This is a genomic window from Pseudomonas acericola (SeqCode), from assembly GCF_053456465.1.
Genome location: NZ_JBRFJB010000001.1, coordinates 665446 through 684426, shown reverse-complemented (window position 1 = coordinate 684426; position 18981 = coordinate 665446). Strand labels below are relative to the sequence as shown.

Annotated in this window: 16 protein-coding genes; 8 read left to right on the top strand and 8 right to left on the bottom strand. The window is 60.6% G+C overall.

Annotated features, from left to right (window positions below; translation table 11 throughout):
• Nucleotides 1-28: 28 nt before the first annotated feature.
• Nucleotides 29-2218, top strand: a complete 2190-nt coding sequence (locus tag ACU688_RS03155) for a patatin-like phospholipase family protein (protein WP_448183610.1) — start codon at nt 29-31, stop codon at nt 2216-2218.
• Nucleotides 2219-2559: 341 nt separating this feature from the next.
• On the opposite strand, the gene ACU688_RS03150 is transcribed toward ACU688_RS03155, so the two are convergent.
• Both ACU688_RS03150 and recQ read right to left on the bottom strand, forming a co-directional pair.
• Nucleotides 2560-2994 (bottom strand): MarR family transcriptional regulator, encoded by a 435-nt coding sequence (locus tag ACU688_RS03150; RefSeq protein WP_017734658.1) that lies wholly within the window; start codon nt 2992-2994, stop codon nt 2560-2562.
• Between the two features lie 121 nt (nt 2995-3115).
• On the bottom strand, nt 3116-5242 hold the full coding sequence (recQ, locus tag ACU688_RS03145) for a DNA helicase RecQ (RefSeq protein ID WP_448183609.1): 2127 nt from the start codon (nt 5240-5242) through the stop codon (nt 3116-3118).
• A 329-nt stretch (nt 5243-5571) separates the two neighbouring features.
• On the opposite strand from recQ, the gene ACU688_RS03140 reads away from it, so the two are divergent.
• The 3 genes from ACU688_RS03140 to ACU688_RS03130 all read left to right on the top strand — a co-directional run bounded on the left by ACU688_RS03140 (nt 5572) and on the right by ACU688_RS03130 (nt 10154).
• Nucleotides 5572-6159 (top strand): UPF0149 family protein, encoded by a 588-nt coding sequence (locus tag ACU688_RS03140; RefSeq protein WP_448183608.1) that lies wholly within the window; start codon nt 5572-5574, stop codon nt 6157-6159.
• 20 nt (nt 6160-6179) lie between these two features.
• Nucleotides 6180-6563: a YbaN family protein gene (locus tag ACU688_RS03135; protein ID WP_448184024.1), complete on the top strand. Its 384-nt coding sequence runs from the start codon at nt 6180-6182 to the stop codon at nt 6561-6563.
• 120 nt (nt 6564-6683) lie between these two features.
• Complete coding sequence (locus ACU688_RS03130) at nt 6684-10154, top strand: hybrid sensor histidine kinase/response regulator (RefSeq protein WP_448183607.1); 3471 nt, start codon at nt 6684-6686, stop codon at nt 10152-10154.
• Between the two features lie 140 nt (nt 10155-10294).
• Here the strand turns inward: ACU688_RS03130 and ACU688_RS03125 are convergent, their stop codons facing one another.
• Both ACU688_RS03125 and ACU688_RS03120 read right to left on the bottom strand, forming a co-directional pair.
• Nucleotides 10295-11773, bottom strand: a complete 1479-nt coding sequence (locus ACU688_RS03125) for a DNA recombination protein RmuC (RefSeq protein ID WP_448184023.1) — start codon at nt 11771-11773, stop codon at nt 10295-10297.
• A 61-nt stretch (nt 11774-11834) separates the two neighbouring features.
• The gene (locus tag ACU688_RS03120) at nt 11835-12158 is read right to left on the bottom strand and encodes an SEL1-like repeat protein (protein WP_448183606.1); all 324 of its coding nucleotides are present in this window, start codon (nt 12156-12158) and stop codon (nt 11835-11837) included.
• A 456-nt stretch (nt 12159-12614) separates the two neighbouring features.
• Between ACU688_RS03120 and ACU688_RS03115 the strand changes: the two genes are divergently transcribed.
• The 4 genes from ACU688_RS03115 to ACU688_RS03100 all read left to right on the top strand — a co-directional run bounded on the left by ACU688_RS03115 (nt 12615) and on the right by ACU688_RS03100 (nt 15777).
• Complete coding sequence (locus ACU688_RS03115) at nt 12615-12920, top strand: hypothetical protein (RefSeq protein WP_448183605.1); 306 nt, start codon at nt 12615-12617, stop codon at nt 12918-12920.
• Between the two features lie 443 nt (nt 12921-13363).
• Nucleotides 13364-13588 (top strand): hypothetical protein, encoded by a 225-nt coding sequence (locus tag ACU688_RS03110; protein WP_005790139.1) that lies wholly within the window; start codon nt 13364-13366, stop codon nt 13586-13588.
• Nucleotides 13589-13870: 282 nt separating this feature from the next.
• Entirely contained in the window at nt 13871-14353 is a 483-nt protein-coding gene (locus ACU688_RS03105) for a hypothetical protein (protein ID WP_448183604.1), read from the top strand.
• 146 nt (nt 14354-14499) lie between these two features.
• Nucleotides 14500-15777, top strand: a complete 1278-nt coding sequence (locus ACU688_RS03100) for an OmpP1/FadL family transporter (RefSeq protein WP_448183603.1) — start codon at nt 14500-14502, stop codon at nt 15775-15777.
• 65 nt (nt 15778-15842) lie between these two features.
• Here the strand turns inward: ACU688_RS03100 and ACU688_RS03095 are convergent, their stop codons facing one another.
• The 4 genes from ACU688_RS03095 to ACU688_RS03080 all read right to left on the bottom strand — a co-directional run bounded on the left by ACU688_RS03095 (nt 15843) and on the right by ACU688_RS03080 (nt 18980).
• Complete coding sequence (locus ACU688_RS03095; RefSeq protein WP_124526547.1) at nt 15843-16391, bottom strand: glutathione peroxidase; 549 nt, start codon at nt 16389-16391, stop codon at nt 15843-15845.
• 150 nt (nt 16392-16541) lie between these two features.
• Nucleotides 16542-17741: an MFS transporter gene (locus ACU688_RS03090; protein ID WP_448184022.1), complete on the bottom strand. Its 1200-nt coding sequence runs from the start codon at nt 17739-17741 to the stop codon at nt 16542-16544.
• A 63-nt stretch (nt 17742-17804) separates the two neighbouring features.
• Nucleotides 17805-18209, bottom strand: a complete 405-nt coding sequence (locus ACU688_RS03085; RefSeq protein ID WP_124526548.1) for a MarR family winged helix-turn-helix transcriptional regulator — start codon at nt 18207-18209, stop codon at nt 17805-17807.
• Nucleotides 18210-18251: 42 nt separating this feature from the next.
• Nucleotides 18252-18980, bottom strand: a complete 729-nt coding sequence (locus ACU688_RS03080) for an adenosylcobinamide-GDP ribazoletransferase (protein WP_124526549.1) — start codon at nt 18978-18980, stop codon at nt 18252-18254.
• Between the last annotated feature and the right edge of the window lies 1 nt (nt 18981).

Here is an 18981-nt window from a genome sequence, read left to right as displayed (position 1 = left end):
CCTTTAACGCCGAGCCTTGAGATTCATGATGCGCCGCCTGTTGCCCTGCCTGTTGCTGTGCCTGCTGCCCCTCCTCGCCCAAGCCGTCGAAACCCCACGCCCAAAAATCGGCCTGGTGCTCTCCGGTGGTGCCGCCCGTGGCCTGTCGCATATCGGTGTGCTCAAGGCGCTGGAGGAGCAAGGCATTCATATCGATGCGATTGCCGGCACCAGCATGGGTGCAGTGATTGGCGGGCTGTATGCATCGGGCTACAAGATCGACGAGCTGGAAAAACTCGCACTGAGCATCGACTGGCAACAGGCCCTGTCTGACGCGCCGCCACGGGAAGATGTGCCGTTTCGGCGCAAACAGGACGACCGCGACTTCCTGGTCAAACAAAAACTCAGCTTTCGCGACGACGGCAGCCTGGGCTTGCCACTGGGCGTGATCCAGGGCCAGAACCTCGCGCTGCTGCTGGAAAGCATGTTCGCCCACAGCAGTAACACGCGTAATTTCGACAAGCTGCCGATCCCGTTCCGCGCGGTGGCCACCGACATCACCACCGGCGAAAAGGTGGTGTTCAGCAAGGGCCACCTGCCTCAGGTGATCCGCGCCAGCATGTCGATCCCGGCGGTGTTTGCCCCGGTGGAGCTGGACGGCCGCCTGCTGGTGGACGGCGGCATGACCGACAATATCCCGCTGGACGTGGCGCGGGAGATGGGCGTGGATATCGCCATTGTGGTGGACATCGGCACCCCACTGCGTTCGCGCAAACAACTGGCGACGGTAGTGGATGTGCTCAACCAATCCATCACCTTGATGACGCGCAGCAACTCCGAGGAACAACTCAAGGCCCTGCACCCCAAGGACGTGCTGATCCAACCGCCCCTGGCGGCCTTTGGCGTGACCGACTTTGGCCGCGCCAAAGAGATGATCGACGCCGGCTACCGCGCCACCCGCGCCCTCGACCTGCGCCTGGCCCACCTGCGTCCCGCAGAGCCGGTCGACCCACAACTGGTTGCCGCGCGCACACCAGGCGAGCGCACGCCGGTGATCACCGCCATCAACATCGAGAACGACTCGAAAGTCAGCGAAGACGTGATCCGCTATTACATCCGCCAGCCCCTGGGCGAACCGCTGAACCTGGGGCGCCTGCAAACCGATATGGGCACCTTGTATGGCCTGGATTACTTTGAGCAGGTGCAATACCGCGTGATCAAGAAAGGCCAGGACAACACGCTGGTCATCAGCGCACGGGGCAAACGCAGCGGCACCGACTACCTGCGCCTGGGCCTGAACCTGTCCGACGACATGCGCGGCGACAGCGCCTTCAACCTCGGCGCCAGCTACCGCATGAATGGCATCAACCGCCTGGGTGCCGAATGGCTGACGCGGGTACAGATCGGTGACCGCCAAGAGCTGTACAGCGAGTTCTACCAACCGATGGACACGGGCTCGCGGTACTTCGTCGCGCCTTATATCAGTGCGCAGGCGCAGAACGTCGAGCTGATCCTGGACAACGACCCCATCTCCGAATACCGCCTGGAACGCTACGGTTTCGGCTTGAACGTGGGCCGGCAGATCGGCAACAGCGGCGAAATCCGCTTCGGTGTCGGTGAAGCCTGGGGCAAGGCGGATGTGCGCATCGGTGATCGCGACCTGCCAAGTGTGAGCTTCAGTGAAGGCTTCTACGAGTTGAAGTACTCCTTCGACTCCCTCGACAACGTGTACTTCCCCCACAGCGGTGAAGACATCGGCCTGGCCTACCGCGAGTTCGAACCGGGGCTGGGTTCTGACCAGCGCTACCGGCAGTGGGAATTCAAACTGGACAAGGCCATGAGCAATGGCCCGGACACACTGGTGCTGGGCGGGCGTTACGGGCGTACGCTGGATAAGTCTGACGTGGTGATTTCCAGCTTCCTGCTGGGTGGTGCGCGGCAGCTGTCAGGCTTTCGTGAAGATGCGATTTCCGGGCAGAACGTCAGCCTGATGCGGGCGGTGTACTACCGCCGGCTGACGCCGCGCTCGTACTTGCCGCTGGATTTCCCGCTGTACCTGGGGGCTTCCCTGGAACGCGGCAGGGCGTGGAACAACGATAATGAGTTCGACAGCGGCTATATCAACGCTGCGAGTATTTTCCTGGGGTTTGATACACCGTTGGGGCCGCTGAATTTCAGTTATGGGTTTAACGATGACAATCAGAAGGCGGTGTATTTGAACCTGGGCCAGACGTTCTGACACTGTTGGAGCTGGCTTTTGTGGGAGCTGGCTTGCCTGCGATGGCTATGTTCTAGGCGCTGAGGCTTTTTGATCGGAGTACATATCCGTTATTTAGGTAACGGCTGAATAGGGTTCCGCCCTTACGGCGGGTCACTTTGGAAAAGCCCCAAAGTAACCAAAGGGCTCTTGCCCCACCACTCGGCACCTCGCTAATGCTCGGTGTGCCTAAGATCAAAAGCTGAAAAGCCAGAGCCAGAGCCAGAGCTTCGGGTTTTGTCAGGTCCAGTCGTTGTGTAGATACCGATGGCCATCGCAGAGGGCCAGCTCCCACATAAGCCAGCCCCACATTTCTTCTAGGATCAGGACTTTTCCAGATTCGCCAGGATGTGCCCATGCACACGCATGCACACCTTCATATCCTCTTCATCCACACCCACAAACAGCTCATGCCGCAACGCCGTCGCGATGGTTTCGATCTGATCAATCAGCGGGCGGGCCGTGTCGCACAGCAAGATGCGCTTGGCGCGGCGGTCTTCCACCACGGCCTGACGTTGCACCAGGCCCTGGCTTTCGAGGCTGTCGAGCAAACGCGCCAGCGTTGGCCCTTCAACGCCAACACTTTGTGCCAGCTCACGTTGGGTAGGCGCTTCTTCAAAACGCGCCAGGTGCAACAGCACCAACCAGCGCGCCTGGGACAAGCCCAGCCCCGCCAGGCGGCGATCCAGCTCGGCGCGCCAACCTCGGGACATTTGCGCCAACTGCATGCCAAAACGGTGTTGATCGGTTAACGGCATAAAAAACTCATGATTTAGACTGAAAACAAAGTGTGGCTAATTATTAGTCAGCTAAGCATGAGCCCTGCCAGTAGGCAAGAGGTGCTATGTACTGATTCGTTACATTGTCGTAATTGACGCACTAAATTTCGAATTCCGACTGCAAAGCGGCACGAACGCAGTACAAAACGCCCTCAGGCACCCGCCCGGTGAACAATGGCGCGATCTCCGCAACCGGCGGCAATTCGCCCTCGCCGTCGAGGAACGCATCCTGGATTTCACCCAGCAAGTCTTCCGGCAAATCGAGAGCCTGCTCCAGCGACAGCTGTTGTGCGCCGATGGACTCGGCCAGCAAGGTATAGACGTTCTTCTCCGAGCATTGCAGTTGACCGGCGATCTGGATCGGCGTCATGCCCGCACGCGCCAGGCTGATCAGCTCGTGGCGGATATCGGCGACTTCCTTCGGCGCTTCGGCCTGACCGCCAAGGACTTCGAGAAAGGCCTGGCCATAACGCTCCAGCTTGCGTGCACCCACGCCACTGACCCGGGCCATTTCCGACATCGTCGTCGGCTGCTCGCGCAGCATCTCCAACAAGGTGGAGTCGGGGAAGATGACGTACGGTGGCACGCTGTGTTCCTGGGCCAGTTTGCGTCGCAGGGTGCGCAAGGCTTCCCATTGTTCGCGCTCTTCGCCACGTACCAGTTGGCTGGCCTGGCTGGTGCTAGTCTTGCCGGTGGTTTGTGGCTTGAGGTCGCGGCGCAGCTCCAGGCTGACCTCGCCCTTGAGCAACGGCCGACAGCTGTCGTTCAGGCGCAAGCCGCCATAACCCTCGATGTCGATGTCCACCAGGCCACGCGCAACCATCTGCCGGAACAGCGAGCGCCATTCGCCCTCAGCGCGGGCCTTGCCGACGCCGTAGACCGAGAGTTTCTCGTGGCCAAAGCTGCGCACTTTCTCGTTGTCCTTGCCCAGCAACACGTCCACCAAATGGCCCACGCCGTAGCGCTGGCCAGTGCGGTAGATCGCCGAAAGGCCCTGGCGCGCCGGTTCGGTGGCATCCCAGGTCTGCACGCCGTCGGTGCAGTTGTCACAGTGGCCGCAGGGCTCGGGCATGTCTTCGTCAAAATACGCGAGCAAGGTCTGGCGGCGGCAGCGGGTCTCTTCGCACAACGAAAGCATGGCATCCAGCTTGTGCTGTTCCAGGCGCTTGTGGCGCTCGTCGCCTTCGGAGTTTTGCAGCATCTGCTTGAGCATCACCACGTCTTGCAGGCCGTAGACCATCCACGCATCCGCCGGCAGGCCATCACGGCCGGCGCGACCGGTTTCCTGGTAATACGCCTCAAGGGACTTGGGCAGATCCATGTGCGCTACAAAGCGCACGTTGGATTTGTCGATGCCCATGCCAAACGCAATGGTCGCCACCATGATCAGGCCTTCCTCGTTGAGGAAGCGCTTCTGGTGCGCAGAGCGCGTTTCATTGGGCAAGCCCGCGTGGTACGGCAGCGCCGGGTAGCCTTGCTCGCAGAGGAACGCGGCCACTTCATCGACCTTCTTGCGCGACAGGCAATAGACGATTCCGGCATCGCTGCGGCGTTCGGACAGGAACGCGAGCAACTGCTTGCGCGGCTGCTCCTTGGGCACGATGCGGTAGAAGATATTCGGTCGGTCAAAGCTCGATAGGAACCGCTCGGCGTTCTGCAAATGCAGGCGTTCGACGATTTCTTCGCGGGTACGCTTGTCGGCAGTGGCGGTCAGGGCGATGCGCGGTACGTCGGGGAACAGCTCGGCCAATTGCCCCAGTTGCAGGTATTCGCGGCGGAAATCGTGACCCCATTGCGACACGCAGTGGGCCTCGTCGATGGCGAACAGGGCGATTTCCAGGCTCTGCAGGAAAGCCAGCATACGCGGCTGCACCAGGCGCTCGGGCGCCAGGTACAGCATCTTCACTTCGCCGCGTTTGATCCGCGCGGCCAGGTCGCGCTGCTGCTCGGCGCTGAGGGTGGAGTTCAGCGAGGCAGCAGCAACACCGAGTTCTTCGAGGGTCGCGACCTGATCGTCCATCAATGCGATCAGCGGCGACACCACCACCGCCAGGCCATTGCGCAACAGCGCCGGCACCTGGAAGCACAACGACTTGCCGCCGCCGGTAGGCATCAAGACCAGTGCATCGCCGCCACTGGCCACGCGCTCAATGATCGCACCCTGGCGGCCACGAAAACTGTCGTAGCCGAAGATGTCCTTGAGGACGCGTTGAGCCTGATCGAGCATGTAAAACTCCAAAATATCGCCGAAATCCCTCTGTACAGGCTGGCCGAAAAAACCCGGCCTCACGGAAAATAATCCGTAAGCGAAGTTTTCGCGGGTTGGCGCTTGGCCTGCAGGGGCATCACAAAACGCGGCAGTATACCCGAGCAGCACCCGGCAAAGGGCGCGGCTGACGAATAGCGAAAATTCGGTAATCCCCCAGAAACGCTGAGAAATCTGTTCCGTCAGCCACACCAAATCGCGCCCTTCGCGAGCAAGCCCGCTCCCACACTGGCCTGGGCGCTCAAGAAAGCCTAGAATTCAGCATCGTTTATTCCCAAGGTAGTCCTTCAATGTCCTTCGCTGAGCAACTAACCCGCCTGCAAGCCTTCCTCGACGCCGATGAGCTGCATGACGAGGCGCTGGACTACGTGGCCGCCCACGGCTACCTGACCGCCCTGTCCATCTGCGCCGAGCCTGTCCCTGATCGTGAGTGGATCGACGCGCTGTTCGCCGAAGAGCCGCACTACGCCGACGCCGCCCAGCGTGAAGAAATCGAATCCACCCTGGTGGCCCTGAAAGCCCACATCGGTCGCCAACTGGCCTCCGACGAGGAATTCGAGCTGCCATGCGACCTGGACCTCGGCGAAGAGCCGGATGACTCCGACCTGCGCGGCTGGTGCATCGGCTTCATGGAAGGCGTGTTCCTGCGCGAAGCCGCCTGGTTCGAAACCGCAGAGGAAGAAGTCAGCGAAATGCTGCTGCCGATCATGGTCGGTTCGGGCCTGTTCGACGACCAGCCAGAGTTCGCCGACATCGCCTCCGACGCCAATCTGATGGACGACATGATCGTCCAGATCCCGGAAGCCCTGACCGCCCTGTACCTGCTGTGCAACGCCCCTGACGAAAAACCGGCGATCCTCAAGCCACGTCACCACTGAGTCGCGTGCCCGTGACACCCATGGGCAACCGCTCGCTGCTCCTGCGTTACGCACTGCTGGCCATCGGCTGGCTGAGCGTAGCGCTGGGGGTGATCGGCATTTTCCTACCGGTATTGCCGACAACCCCCTTCCTGCTCCTCGCCGCCGCCTGCTTCGCCCGCAGCTCCCCGCGTTTCTACCACTGGCTGGTGGAACACCCGCGCCTGGGCCCGTGGATTCGCGACTACCTGGACGGCAATGGCATTCCCTTCAAAGGCAAGGTCTACGCCATCGGCTTGATGTGGCTGAGCATCGGCCTGTCCTGCTACCTGGTGCCGCTGCCGTGGGCGCGCGGCTTCATGCTGACCAGCGCAGTACTGGTGACTATCTATATCCTGCGCCAGAAGACCCTACCGCCGCGCTAAACGCGAGCCTGCGACATTCCCCCTCACGCGACCTTGGTCGACACTGACTAACCCCCTGCATCATGCGAAACTGCCCCACCGGGCCTGGAATGCCTGGGTGTTCTTCTGCTCGGAGTTACCATGACGCTGTCCAGCGGGCTGATCGCCGCCGTTGCCCTGGCCTATATGGCCATTATGTTTGCCATCGCCTTCTACGGTGACCGCCGCCGCGCGCCGCTGCCGCCACGCGTGCGCGCTTGGGTATACAGCCTGTCACTGGCGGTCTACTGCACCAGCTGGACCTTCTTCGGCGCTGTCGGTCAAGCCGCCGAACAACTGTGGGCGTTTTTACCGATCTACCTGGGACCGGTGCTACTGCTGGTGTTGGCACCCTGGGTATTGCAAAAGATGATCCTGATCAGCAAGCAGGAAAACATCACCTCCATTGCCGACTTTATCGCCGCGCGCTACGGCAAATCCCAGTCCCTGGCGGTGGTGGTCGCGCTGATCTGCCTGGTCGGCGTGCTGCCCTACATCGCCCTGCAACTCAAAGGCATCGTGCTCGGCGTGAACCTGCTGATCGGCGCCGGCGCAGACACCACCGGCACCCGCGCCCAGGACACGGCATTGATCGTGTCGCTGGTGCTGGCGCTGTTCACCATTGTCTTCGGTACCCGCAATCTCGACGCCACCGAACACCACCGTGGCATGGTGCTGGCGATTGCGTTTGAATCGCTGGTCAAACTGTTCGCCTTTCTCGCCGTCGGCGCGTTTGTGACCTACGGCCTGTACGACGGTTTCGGCGACCTGTTCAACCAGGCGATGCTTGCGCCGCGCCTGGAGGAATACTGGAAAGAAACCGTCAACTGGCCGTCGATGGTGGTGCAGACCGGCGTGGCCATGATGGCGATCATCTGCCTGCCGCGACAGTTCCACGTAACGGTGGTGGAGAACATCGACCCCCAGGACCTGCGCCTGGCCAAATGGGTGTTCCCCGCCTACCTGATCCTCGCCGCACTGTTCGTCATCCCTATCGCTTTGGGCGGTAAGATGCTGCTGCCCGGCTCGGTGCTGCCGGATTCCTACGTGATCAGCCTGCCGATGGCCGAAGCCCACCCGGCCCTCGCCGTGCTGGCGTTTATCGGCGGCGCGTCGGCCGCCACCGGCATGGTGATCGTGGCGAGCATCGCCCTGTCCACCATGGTTTCCAACGACATGCTGCTGCCGTGGCTGTTGCGGCGCTCCAGCGCCGAGCGGCCGTTCGAAGTGTTCCGCCACTGGATGCTGTCGGTGCGCCGGGTCAGCATTGTGATCATTCTGTTGCTGGCCTACGTGAGCTACCGCTTGCTGGGCTCCACCGCGAGCTTGGCGACCATCGGCCAGATCGCCTTCGCCGCCGTGACGCAACTGGCGCCGGCCATGCTCGGCGCACTGTATTGGAAACAAGCCAACCGCCGTGGCGTATTTGCCGGCTTGGCTGCGGGCACTTTCCTGTGGTTCTACACACTGGTCCTACCGGTGACGGCGAAAAGTCTCGGCTGGTCCTTAAGCCTTTTCCCCGGCCTGACGTGGATGCATTCCCACCCGTTCGGCTTGTCGGTGACCTCGTTGACCCTGGGTACGGTGTTCTCCCTGGCGGGCAACTTCACCCTGTTCGTCTGGGTGTCGATGTTGTCCCGCACACGGGTGTCCGAGCATTGGCAGGCGGGACGCTTTATTGGCCAGGAAATCAGCCAGCGGGCCAGTGCGCGGTCGATGCTGTCGGTGCAGATCAGCGACCTGCTGAGCCTGGCGGCGCGTTTTGTCGGTGAAGAACGCGCCCAGCAGAGCTTTATCCGTTTCGCCTACCGCCAGGGCAAAGGCTTCAACCCCAACCAGAATGCCGATAACGATTGGATCGCCCACACCGAACGCCTGCTGGCCGGTGTGCTCGGCGCTTCGTCCACACGGGCCGTGGTAAAAGCCGCGATTGAAGGTAGGGAGATGCAGCTGGAGGACGTGGTACGGATCGCCGACGAAGCCTCCGAGGTCCTGCAATTCAACCGCGCCCTGCTACAAGGCGCGATTGAAAACATCACCCAGGGCATCAGCGTGGTGGACCAGTCCCTCAAGCTGGTGGCGTGGAACCGCCGTTACCTGGAACTGTTCAACTACCCGGAAGGCTTGATCAGCGTCGGCCGACCGATTGCCGACATCATTCGCTACAACGCCGAGCGTGGCCTGTGCGGGCCGGGCGAGGCGGAAGTGCATGTGGCGCGCCGCCTGCACTGGATGCGCCAAGGCCGCGCGCACACCTCCGAGCGCTTGTTCCCCAACGGGCGGGTGATCGAGTTGATCGGCAACCCGATGCCGGGCGGCGGTTTTGTCATGAGTTTCACCGACATCACCGCCTTCCGCGAAGCCGAGCAAGCGCTGACCGAGGCCAACGAAGGCCTGGAACAACGGGTGACCGAGCGCACCCATGAACTGTCGCAGCTGAATGTGGCACTCACCGACGCCAAAGGCGTGGCCGAGTCCGCCAGCCAATCGAAGACACGTTTCCTCGCGGCGGTCAGCCATGACCTGATGCAACCGCTGAACGCCGCACGCCTGTTCTCCGCCGCCCTGTCCCACCAGAACGACGGCCTGTCCGGCGAAGCCCGGCAATTGGTGCAGCACCTGGACAGCTCGCTGCGCTCCGCCGAAGACCTGATCAGCGACCTGCTGGACATCTCGCGCCTGGAAAACGGCAAGATCAACCCACAGCGCCAGCCCTTCGCCCTCAATGAACTGTTCGACACACTTGGCGCCGAATTCAAGGCCCTGGCCCAGGAACAAGGCTTGCGCTTCCGCCTGCGCGGCAGCCGCCTGCGGGTAGACAGTGACATCAAGTTGCTGCGGCGGATCTTGCAGAATTTTCTCACCAACGCCTTCCGCTATGCCGACGGCCCAGTGCTGCTTGGCGTACGCCGGCGCAAGGGCGAGTTGTGCCTGGAGGTGTGGGACCGTGGCCCCGGCATTCCCGTGGATAAACAGAAGGTGATCTTCGAAGAGTTCAAACGCCTGGACAGCCACCAGACCCGCGCCGAAAAAGGCCTGGGCCTGGGCCTGGCGATTGCCGACGGCCTGTGCCGCGTCTTGGGCCACCGCTTGAGCGTGCGCTCATGGCCCGGCAAGGGCAGCGTGTTCAGCGTGCGCGTGCCATTGGCGCGCAACCAGGCGAGCCCGCAGGTGAAGAGCGCGCAAGAAAGCGGCTTGCCATTGAGCGGTGCGCAAGTGCTGTGCGTGGATAACGAAGAAAGCATCCTGATCGGCATGCGCAGCCTGTTGAGCCGCTGGGGTTGCGAAGTGTGGACCGCCACCGACCAGGCGCAATGTGCGGCGCTGTTGGCTGACGGCGTGCGCCCGCAACTGGCCTTGGTGGATTACCACCTGGACCATGGCGAGACCGGTACCGAGTTGATGGGCTGGCTGCGGGCACAATTGGCGGAGCCGATTCCCGGCGTGGTGATCAGCGCCGACGGCCGGCCGGAGATGGTGGCCGAGGTGCATGCGGCGGGGCTGGATTACCTGGCCAAGCCGGTGAAGCCGGCGGCGTTGCGGGCGTTGCTGAGTCGGCATTTGCCGCTGTAGGCAGGCCTTACTCGATCCGAAATGTGGGAATGGGCTTGTGTGGGAGCTGGCTTGCCTGCGATAGCGGCGGGTCAGCAGCACATATGCAAGCTGATTCACCGCTATCGCAGGCAAGCCAGCTCCCACATTTTGATCGGCGTTTACTCAGGGAGGTGTGCAACACCATCGGCATCGGTCATTGCCCGCTCCAGCAGATCTGCGGGCAGGCTTTTGCTGGCGCGAGCACCCAGCAACCTTAATTGCTCGGTACGACTGACCAGATTTCCGCGTCCATCTGTCAGCTTGTTCCGCGCCGAGCTGTAAGCCTTATCCAACTGCTGCAGACGATTGCCCACTTCATCCAGATCCTGGATAAACAACACGAATTTGTCGTACAGCCACCCGGCACGCTCGGCGATTTCCCGCGCGTTCTGGCTTTGCCGCTCCTGCTTCCACAGGCTGTCGATCACCCGCAGAGTGGCGAGCAATGTGGTCGGGCTGACGATCACGATATGGCGGTCGAACGCCTCCTGGAACAGGTTGGGCTCGGCCTGCAACGCCGCGGAAAACGCCGCTTCGATCGGCACGAACAGCAACACGAAATCCAGGCTGTGCAAGCCTTCCAGGCGCTTGTAATCCTTGCCGGCCAGGCCTTTGACGTGATTACGCAGGGATAACACGTGCTGCTTCAACGCCGCCTGGCCGATCACCTCGTCATCCGCGCCAACATACTGTTGATAGGCGGTCAGGCTGACCTTGGAATCGACCACCACCTGCTTGTCACCGGGCAGCATGATCAACACGTCCGGCTGGAAGCGCTCGCCGTCCGGGCCTTTGAGGCTGACCTGGGTCTGATACTCGCGGCCCTTCTCCAGACCGGCGTGTTCCAGCACGCGCTCAAGGATCAGCTCGCCCCAGTTGCCCTGGGTTTTCTGGCCCTTGAGGGCGCGGGTCAGGTTGGTGGCTTCGTCGGACAGACGCAGATTCAGTTGCTGTAGGCGTTCGAGTTCCTTGGCCAGGGAAAAGCGCTCACGGGCCTCATTCTGGTAACTCTCTTCCACGCGCTTTTCAAAGGACTGGATGCGCTCTTTCAGCGGGTCGAGCAACTGCCCCAGGCGCTCCTGGCTGGTTTCGGCAAAACGTTGTTCGCGCTCATCAAAGATCTTGCCGGCCAGCTCGGCGAACTGCGCCCGCAGCTCGTCACGCGAGCCCTGCAGGTCGGTGAGGCGTTGTTGATGGCTGTCCTGTTGCTCACGCAGTTCAGCGCGCAGGGCGGCGGAGAGCGCGTCGAGGCGGCGCAGTTCGGTGTCCTTGGCGTTGCGGTCGAGGTTCCAGGCATGAGCGGCGTCGCGGGCGTTGTCGCGGTCGATCTGCAGCAGTTCAACTTCGCGGCGCACGGCAGCCAGGTCGGCTTGCTTGGCAGCATTGGCCTGGCTCAGGTCGCTGATTTCATCGCGGCTCGCATCCAACTGGGCGGCCAGGCCTTCCTGGGCCATCAGTGCCGTGGCCAGGCGCTCTTCGAGCAATTCCCAGCCGGTGGTACGCGCGGTCAACCGCCGTTGCAACTGCCAGCACAGAGCCAGTAGCGGCAATCCAGCGCCAGCGAGGCCCAGGGCAATACCTGTCCAGTCAAAAGCCATAGCCATTTCTGCCATCAGCGAAAAAGAGAGAGGTTAACGGAGCACAGGGCCTGGCGACAGCTCAGTCTTCGACCTGGCCCAGTTCACGCTGAGCGCGGCGGTCACCGGCACGGGCGGCCAGCCGCAAGAGGTCGTGACCGATACGGCGGTCGCGAGCGTTGCCGCATTCACGACACATCAGTTGGCCCAGACGGCTCTGGGCTGCGACCACACCATCACGGGCAGGCTGCTTGAGCAAGCGCCCGGCAAAGTGTTTGACGTTGGTGCTGTGCCCCAGGCGCGGACTGTCGAGCAACCACAAAGCGACTTTCAAAGAGAAACGCTTGGGTGCGGTAACAGTTTTGGGAGCGTCGGTAACAGAAGGTGATACTGAGCGAAACTTCATAAAGCACTGTGGGACAGATCGGAAGGCGCGCCACTCTACTCTTTTTTTCGTACAGGTAAAGCTGAAAAAACGCGGCACGCCCGTTCTAGAGCAAGCGCTCGGGACAATCCACAGAAGCTGTGGATAAGTCAGTGGACAACCCCGCTTAAACTCACGCAAAGGCCCATGGAGCGGGGGCCGCAGTCAAACTGACGATTTTTTCACCAATTAAAAAAAGCGAGATTTTTCATTGACTTAAATTTCCTTCGCAGGCTAAAGGCATCCCTGCGAAGCAGTTGACAGGTTGGTTACACACACCGCAACTAATGTGCACAAGTACCCATCCGCCGGTTATATCGGCGGTTTTTTTAAAGCGCGTAGTCGCAAAAATGTTACCGCAGGCGCGAATCGGCCACTTTTCAAATCCTGGCCGGCTCGCCACACTGCCCCACCGAAAGCGCTACGGTGAGTAAGCCGATGAAAGGGATATTGTTGTTCGCCGTGTTGCTACTGGCCATCTGTGCAACATCGTTGGGGATCAATGCGGCGCTGCCCTCCCCCGACGGTGCGTTGTTTGCCATCGCCATTCTGTTGTCAGCCGCCTTTACCGCCGTGAGCCTGTGCATCGAGTTGGGCGACGGCCGGATCAACGACATGCGCGACGTGATGAAGGTGATTGAGGCCGGCCAATCATTGCGCCTGACACTGGCGGCCTACGCCTTGGGATGCTCGCTGGCCGCAGCCGCCACGGTACTGGTCTATCGCGGCTTGCTGGGAGGCTGATTGAAGTTTTTTGGCTAGCACACTTTCTTTCCTTGTTTCAATCCGTTACTATCCGCGGCGTTAGTACCAAGCTGAAAGTCAATTCTGGTCGAACACCTCCCCCGAACAACGCGGGATCGACCACCTCGATGGTTTCCAGGTATCACTTGCGACGACACTGCCTTTGCACAAGCGAAGGGTGACGCGAAGTCTTGATACTCTGACCGAACCAACCTGCAAATTGATCAGGATCTTCACCCCGGGCCCAGAACCTTTGCCCCTGTTGTGTTGCCTGCCCTCCTAAGTACCTACCTGCCAGCCCAAGCGCGCCTAACTTATCAGCGCTTCAAACTGGCTGCTTTGTTCCAGTCGGTTTCTTCGTTCGATCAATCGTGATCAACGTCGCTGGAACGTTTTAATACGGCACGGTTCTTATCCGTGTCATTTGTAGGAACACCAATAATATGAACGCTCAAATCCATACTCAGGATGCCATTCGCACCCTCACCAACGCTTTTGCACCAATGAACTGCCTGATCATGGCCGCTCGCAAAGGCTGCTTCAGCTTCACCCTGGTCAACGAACACGGCATCGCTCGTCACAGCGAACGCCTGTACCCCGATCAATACTCCAGCGCAGAACCGCTGCAGGCCGTGATCGAGCGTACCCGTCAGGCACTGACGGCCTGATCGACCCGAGTCGCTGAAACACCAAAAACCCTGTTTAAAACACAGGGTTTTTTATTGCCTGAAGTTTCTGTGATGCGCTTTTTTACTCATTACGAATAGATATAAACGATATAACTAAATGAATAAGATGTTTTAAAAACAGTCCTTTACATCATAAATATGACACTACACTTCAACTCAAGCGGCATGATCCGCTTCCGGCAAGCCTGAGATCCGATCCATAGCTGCCAAGCCCCCTCTCTCAGGCTTCGCCGACCCTTTTCGTCACGGATTGAGGCTTGTATGGGTATCGCTGCCAGCGAATTATGTCGTTATGTGATCCGGCCGACGTTGATCTACCTGGGCCGCCATAACCCGACTGCTGAAGCCCTGCTGCTGGGCATCGCGGCCAGCCAGTCAGAATTGGGCTCGGCCCTGCACGACCGGCGCGGCCATGGCCTCTACAGCATCACCGAGCCACGCCATCGCGCCCTGTGGGACAACTACCTGGCGCCGGACCCGGAACGTGCCAGCCTTGTACGCGGGCTGGCCAGCCAACACGCCTTCCTCAGCGCGCCACAGCTTGAACTCACCGTAAACCTGCGTTACGCCACCGCCATCGCCTGGCTGCTGGTCGAACAACACCACCCCGCACTGCCACCCCCTGGCGATGTCTTGGCCATGGCGCGTATCTGGAAAGAAATATTTCACCCTCAAGGGCGACTGCGCGATTTCACCCAAACCTGGCAAAGCTGTGTTTCACCCATGAATCACGTGGCTTGTTGACCGGGCAATTTGCAAGATTCGTCAAAAAACCGCAATTTTGGTCGGATTGTCCTACAAAACCGCTCTATCTCCAGCATTTCAGCCTATAGCGCGAACTTAAATTTATTGTTACTTTCCGCAGCGGTGATCACCACGGAGTTCTAATAATGAAAAAAGTAATGCTCAAGACCACACTTAGCCTCGCCGTTGCCATGGCCTCTTCCCAACTGTTCGCAAGCGGTTTTGCCCTCAACGAACAGAGCGTCAGCGGGATGGGTACCGGTTTCGCAGGTCGCTCTTCTTCTGCCGATGATGCAAGCACTGTTTACGGTAACCCTGCCGGTATGTCGCGCCTGAATGGCCAACAAGTCACCGGCGGCGTCGCGGCCATCGATGCCTCGACCAATATCAAGGATACGGGTGGCGCTTCCAGCGGCACCAACAAAGGTGACATGGTTCCATTCACCGCCGTACCTTTCGGTTTCTACACCAACAAACTCAACGATCAGTGGGCTATCGGCTTCGGTGTCTACGCACCGTTCGGCCTGGTGACCGACTATGAAAACGGCTTCCAGGGCCGTGGCTTCGGCAGCAAGAGCGAAGTGAAGGTCATGACCTTCCAGCCAACTGTCAGCTATGCATTCAACGACCGCGTGTCCATCGGTTTCGGTCCGACCATCAACCGGATTTCCGGCGTGCTGGAATCGGAAAAAACCCTGGACCCGAGATTCTCTGACACCAACGTCAAGATCAAGGGTGACGATACCGCCCTGGGCTTCAACATCGGCGTGCTGGTCCAGGCAACCGACACCACGCGCGTCGGCCTGACCTACCACTCCAAGGTCAACTACAAGCTGGAAGGTCATACCACCGTCAGCGGCCCAGCGCAGACCCAAGGTTTCCTGCGTAACAACCGTTACGATGCCTCGCTGAAGATCGAGACGCCGGAATCCTACGACCTGTCGGTGACTCAAGACCTGACTGACGCCTGGAAACTCTACGGCGGTGCAACCTGGACCCGCTGGAGCCGTCTGAAAGAGATCACCGTCAACAACGAAGGTGTGACCGGAGCCAACGGCGGCCTACTCGGCCCGAGCCGAATCGGCACCATCACCGAGAAACAAGACTGGCACGACACCTGGGCTTACGCCGTGGGCACTTCGTACCAACTGACCAAGCAGGTTGTGCTGCGTACCGGCCTGACCTTCGACCAGTCGCCAACCAACAACCAGGACCGCTCGCCACGTATTCCTACCGGCGACCGGACGATTTTCAGTGTTGGCCTGGGCTACGCAGTGATGGACAACATGACCATCGACCTCGCGTACTCCTACCTGAAGGAAGAGGACGTGAAGGTGAACAACACTTCCGCGCCATCCAGCTACCGCGCCAAGTATGAAAACAGTGCCAACGGTTTCGGCCTGGGCATGACCTACAAGTTCTGATTCAGAACCCTGTAAAAAAGCCCCGCTCTCCTGCAAAGGAGGCGGGGCTTTTTAGTGGCTAGCGATCAGGGTTTGGAAGCCAACGCCTTCTCCACGGCCTCGATCAGGTCCGGGCTGTCCGGCTTGGTCAAGCTGGAGAAGTCGGCAATCACCTTGCCCTGGCGATCTACGACGTACTTGTAGAAATTCCACTTCGGCGCGTTGCTCTGCTGCGCCAATACCTTGAACAGATGCACCGCATCCGGCCCCTTGACCTTCTGCGGTTCGGTCATGGTAAAGGTCACGCCGTAGTTCACGTAGCAGACCTTGGCGGTCTCCTCGCCGGTCTTGGCTTCCTGCTTGAAGTCATCGGACGGTACGCCGATCACCTCCAGCCCTTGATCCTTGTAACGCTGATACAGGGCCTCAAGCCCTTTGAATTGCGGGGCGAACCCGCAAAAGCTCGCGGTATTGACGATCACCAGGGGCTTGCCGGCAAAGCGCTGGCACAAGTCGATGGATTCCTTGGCCCGCAGCTTGGGCAATTGGCCCTCCAGCAACGGCGGGCAACTGGCGGCCATCGCAGCACTGCCAATGGCCATCAGCACGGGTACAGCGAGCCAGCGCATCTGCATGTCCTGTGTCCTTGAATAGATTCAGGCAACGAACTTAACAGATCGCCATGCCCAGTTGCATCAATGCCAGGCCACCGTGCTGCCAGCCCATCCAGGCCAGCACCATCAGGATCAACCCCGCCGCGATCAACAATCCCCGTACCGCTATGCTCATGCCGCCTCCATCTGCGCCTGCAAACGTGCCACCGGCCGCTCGCGCACCGGCCAGTTCAGGGCCGCAGCCATCAGACTCAATAGAATCGCGCCCTGCCAGATCAAATCGTAGTTACCGGTTCGATCATAGACCACCCCGCCCAGCCAGCCGCCCAGGAAGGAGCCGATCTGGTGGAACAGGAACACAATCCCACCGAGCATCGACAGGTTTCGTACGCCAAATAACGTCGCTACCGTGCCGTTGGTCAGCGGCACGGTGGACAGCCACAACAAGCCCATCGCCATGCCGAACAGGTACGCACTGACCTGGGTCACCGGCGCCCACAGGAACAACACGATGACCACCGCACGCAACAGGTACAACGCCGTCAACAAGCGCGGCTTGGACATGCGCCCACCGAGCCAGCCGGCGGTGTAGGTGCCGATGATATTGAACAGGCCAATCAACGCCAGCACGGTGGTGCCGGTGGTCGCCGGCAAGTGTTGGTCCACCAGGTAGGCCGGTAGATGCACGCCGATAAACACCACTTGGAAACCGCAGACAAAAAAGCCGAACGCCAACAGCCAGAAACCGGAGTGGGAGCAGGCTTCTTTCAATGCTTCACGCAGGGTTTGCTGGCCAGCCATCACTGGCAGCGGCTTGTCTTTGAGCATGCCGACCAGCGGCAGAATCAGCGCGACCATCAGGCCCAACGCCAGCAATGCGGCGGACCAGCCCAACCAACTGATCAAACCCAAGGTGCCCGGCACCATGGCGAACTGGCCAAACGAACCGGCAGCACTCGCGATGCCCATGGCCATGCTGCGTTTTTCCGGCGCTACGGCACGGCCTACCACGCCGAGAATCACCGAGAACGAGGTCCCGGACAGGCCGATACCGATCAACAACCCCGCGCTGAGGGACAATGACCACGCCGAGTCAGACAAGCCCATCAACACCAGGCCCACGGCGTAGAGCACCCCGCCGACAAACACCACTTTGGTCGCACCAAAACGGTCGGCCAACGCGCCAGCAAACGGCTGGGCCAGGCCCCACACCAGATTCTGCAAGGCGATAGCCAGGGCAAACGTGCCACGGCCCCAGCCGAATTCGGCGCTCATCGGCGCCAGGAACAGGCCGAAGCCGTGCCGCACGCCCAACGACAGCGCCAGGATCAGCGCACTCCCTAAAAGGATCCAACCACTGGTGCGCCACATCGAGGTCATTTCTTATTCTCCGCTCGCGGGTATATACCCGCTTGTATTCGAACAAACCCGCCGTCAGGCGAGTTCGTCCAGCAAGGCCAACAAGGTTTCGCGTTTTTCCGCGCCGAGTTGATCGATCAATTTCTGCTGCGCTGCTTCCCACGCCGGTAACGCGGCGGCCAAGCGCTCCTCGCCTGCTTCGGTCAACAACACCAAGCGGTTGCGCAGGTCATCGCCTTCCACCAACTGCACCAGGCCTTCGCCTTCCAACACCCGCAGGTTGCGCCCAAGGGTGCTGCGATCCAGGCCCATGGCTTCGGCCAGGCTGGAAATGCTCGGTTGGTCGAGACGTTGCAGGTTGCACAGCAAAGAATACTGCGCAACGTTGATCCCGAAGCCATCGAGAGCGCCGTCGTAGTGCCTGCTGACGCCACGAGCGGCGCGACGCAGGTTAGTGCATAAACATTGGGAGGCAAGCATGGAACGTGTATATACCCGCGATTAAGAGAATGCAAGAAAGTGTTACAGCGCCAAGCCGACCAAAACCGCGACTTCCAGCAGCTCCAGCAAGGCACCGGCGGTATCGCCCGTGGTGCCGCCCAGGCGTTTGACCATCAGGTGGCGCAGGCCGACAAAGCACAGCGCCGCGAGTAGCACGGCAATCCCGCCGCTGAAACCACCGATCAGCAGGCACGCCAGGCCGCTGAGGATCAGCACCTGTTGGCCGACAACTCTGGGCAAATGATCCGACAACGCCTGGCCCAATCCACCTGCGCGCACGTAGCGCGTGGTCAGAAACAGCGCAAGCATCGACGCCCGGCCGATCAACGGCGCGAGGATCAGCGCCGCGCCGTTGTGCTGCTCGATCAACGCCACCAGCGCGGTGAACTTGAGCAGCAACACCAAGCCCAGGGTGACCACGGCAATCGGTCCGCTGCGCGGGTCCTTCATGATGGTGAGGGTGCGCTCGCGGTCGCCAAAGCCGCCGAGCCAGGCATCGGCGCTGTCGGCCAGGCCGTCCAGGTGCAGGCCACCACTGAGCAGCACCCAAGCCGTCAACAGCAGCGCGGCATGCAGCAGCAAGGGCGCGCCCATCAACACCGCGTTCAACCCCCACAGCAACCCGCCGAACAGCAAGCCGACCAGCGGATAAAACAGCAACGAGCGCCCCAATTCCTGCGGCTGCGGCATACCCGGCAGGCGAATCGGCAAGCTGCTGAGAAATTGCAGGGCGATCCAGAACGGCAGCATC

Bases quoted from the DNA above. Each gene is read 5' to 3' on its own strand.
- ACU688_RS03080 (WP_124526549.1), bottom strand. From the start codon at position 18,980: ATGCTGCCGTTCTGGATCGCCCTGCAATTTCTCAGCAGCTTGCCGATT.
- ACU688_RS03105 (WP_448183604.1), top strand. From the start codon at position 13,871: ATGGGTATCGCTGCCAGCGAATTATGTCGTTATGTGATCCGGCCGACG.
- ACU688_RS03100 (WP_448183603.1), top strand. From the start codon at position 14,500: ATGAAAAAAGTAATGCTCAAGACCACACTTAGCCTCGCCGTTGCCATG.
- ACU688_RS03095 (WP_124526547.1), bottom strand. From the start codon at position 16,391: ATGCAGATGCGCTGGCTCGCTGTACCCGTGCTGATGGCCATTGGCAGT.
- ACU688_RS03115 (WP_448183605.1), top strand. From the start codon at position 12,615: ATGAAAGGGATATTGTTGTTCGCCGTGTTGCTACTGGCCATCTGTGCA.
- ACU688_RS03120 (WP_448183606.1), bottom strand. From the start codon at position 12,158: ATGAAGTTTCGCTCAGTATCACCTTCTGTTACCGACGCTCCCAAAACT.
- ACU688_RS03130 (WP_448183607.1), top strand. From the start codon at position 6,684: ATGACGCTGTCCAGCGGGCTGATCGCCGCCGTTGCCCTGGCCTATATG.
- ACU688_RS03085 (WP_124526548.1), bottom strand. From the start codon at position 18,209: ATGCTTGCCTCCCAATGTTTATGCACTAACCTGCGTCGCGCCGCTCGT.
- recQ (WP_448183609.1), bottom strand. From the start codon at position 5,242: ATGCTCGATCAGGCTCAACGCGTCCTCAAGGACATCTTCGGCTACGAC.
- ACU688_RS03155 (WP_448183610.1), top strand. From the start codon at position 29: ATGCGCCGCCTGTTGCCCTGCCTGTTGCTGTGCCTGCTGCCCCTCCTC.
- ACU688_RS03090 (WP_448184022.1), bottom strand. From the start codon at position 17,741: ATGTGGCGCACCAGTGGTTGGATCCTTTTAGGGAGTGCGCTGATCCTG.
- ACU688_RS03135 (WP_448184024.1), top strand. From the start codon at position 6,180: ATGGGCAACCGCTCGCTGCTCCTGCGTTACGCACTGCTGGCCATCGGC.
- ACU688_RS03150 (WP_017734658.1), bottom strand. From the start codon at position 2,994: ATGCCGTTAACCGATCAACACCGTTTTGGCATGCAGTTGGCGCAAATG.
- ACU688_RS03140 (WP_448183608.1), top strand. From the start codon at position 5,572: ATGTCCTTCGCTGAGCAACTAACCCGCCTGCAAGCCTTCCTCGACGCC.
- ACU688_RS03110 (WP_005790139.1), top strand. From the start codon at position 13,364: ATGAACGCTCAAATCCATACTCAGGATGCCATTCGCACCCTCACCAAC.
- ACU688_RS03125 (WP_448184023.1), bottom strand. From the start codon at position 11,773: ATGGCTTTTGACTGGACAGGTATTGCCCTGGGCCTCGCTGGCGCTGGA.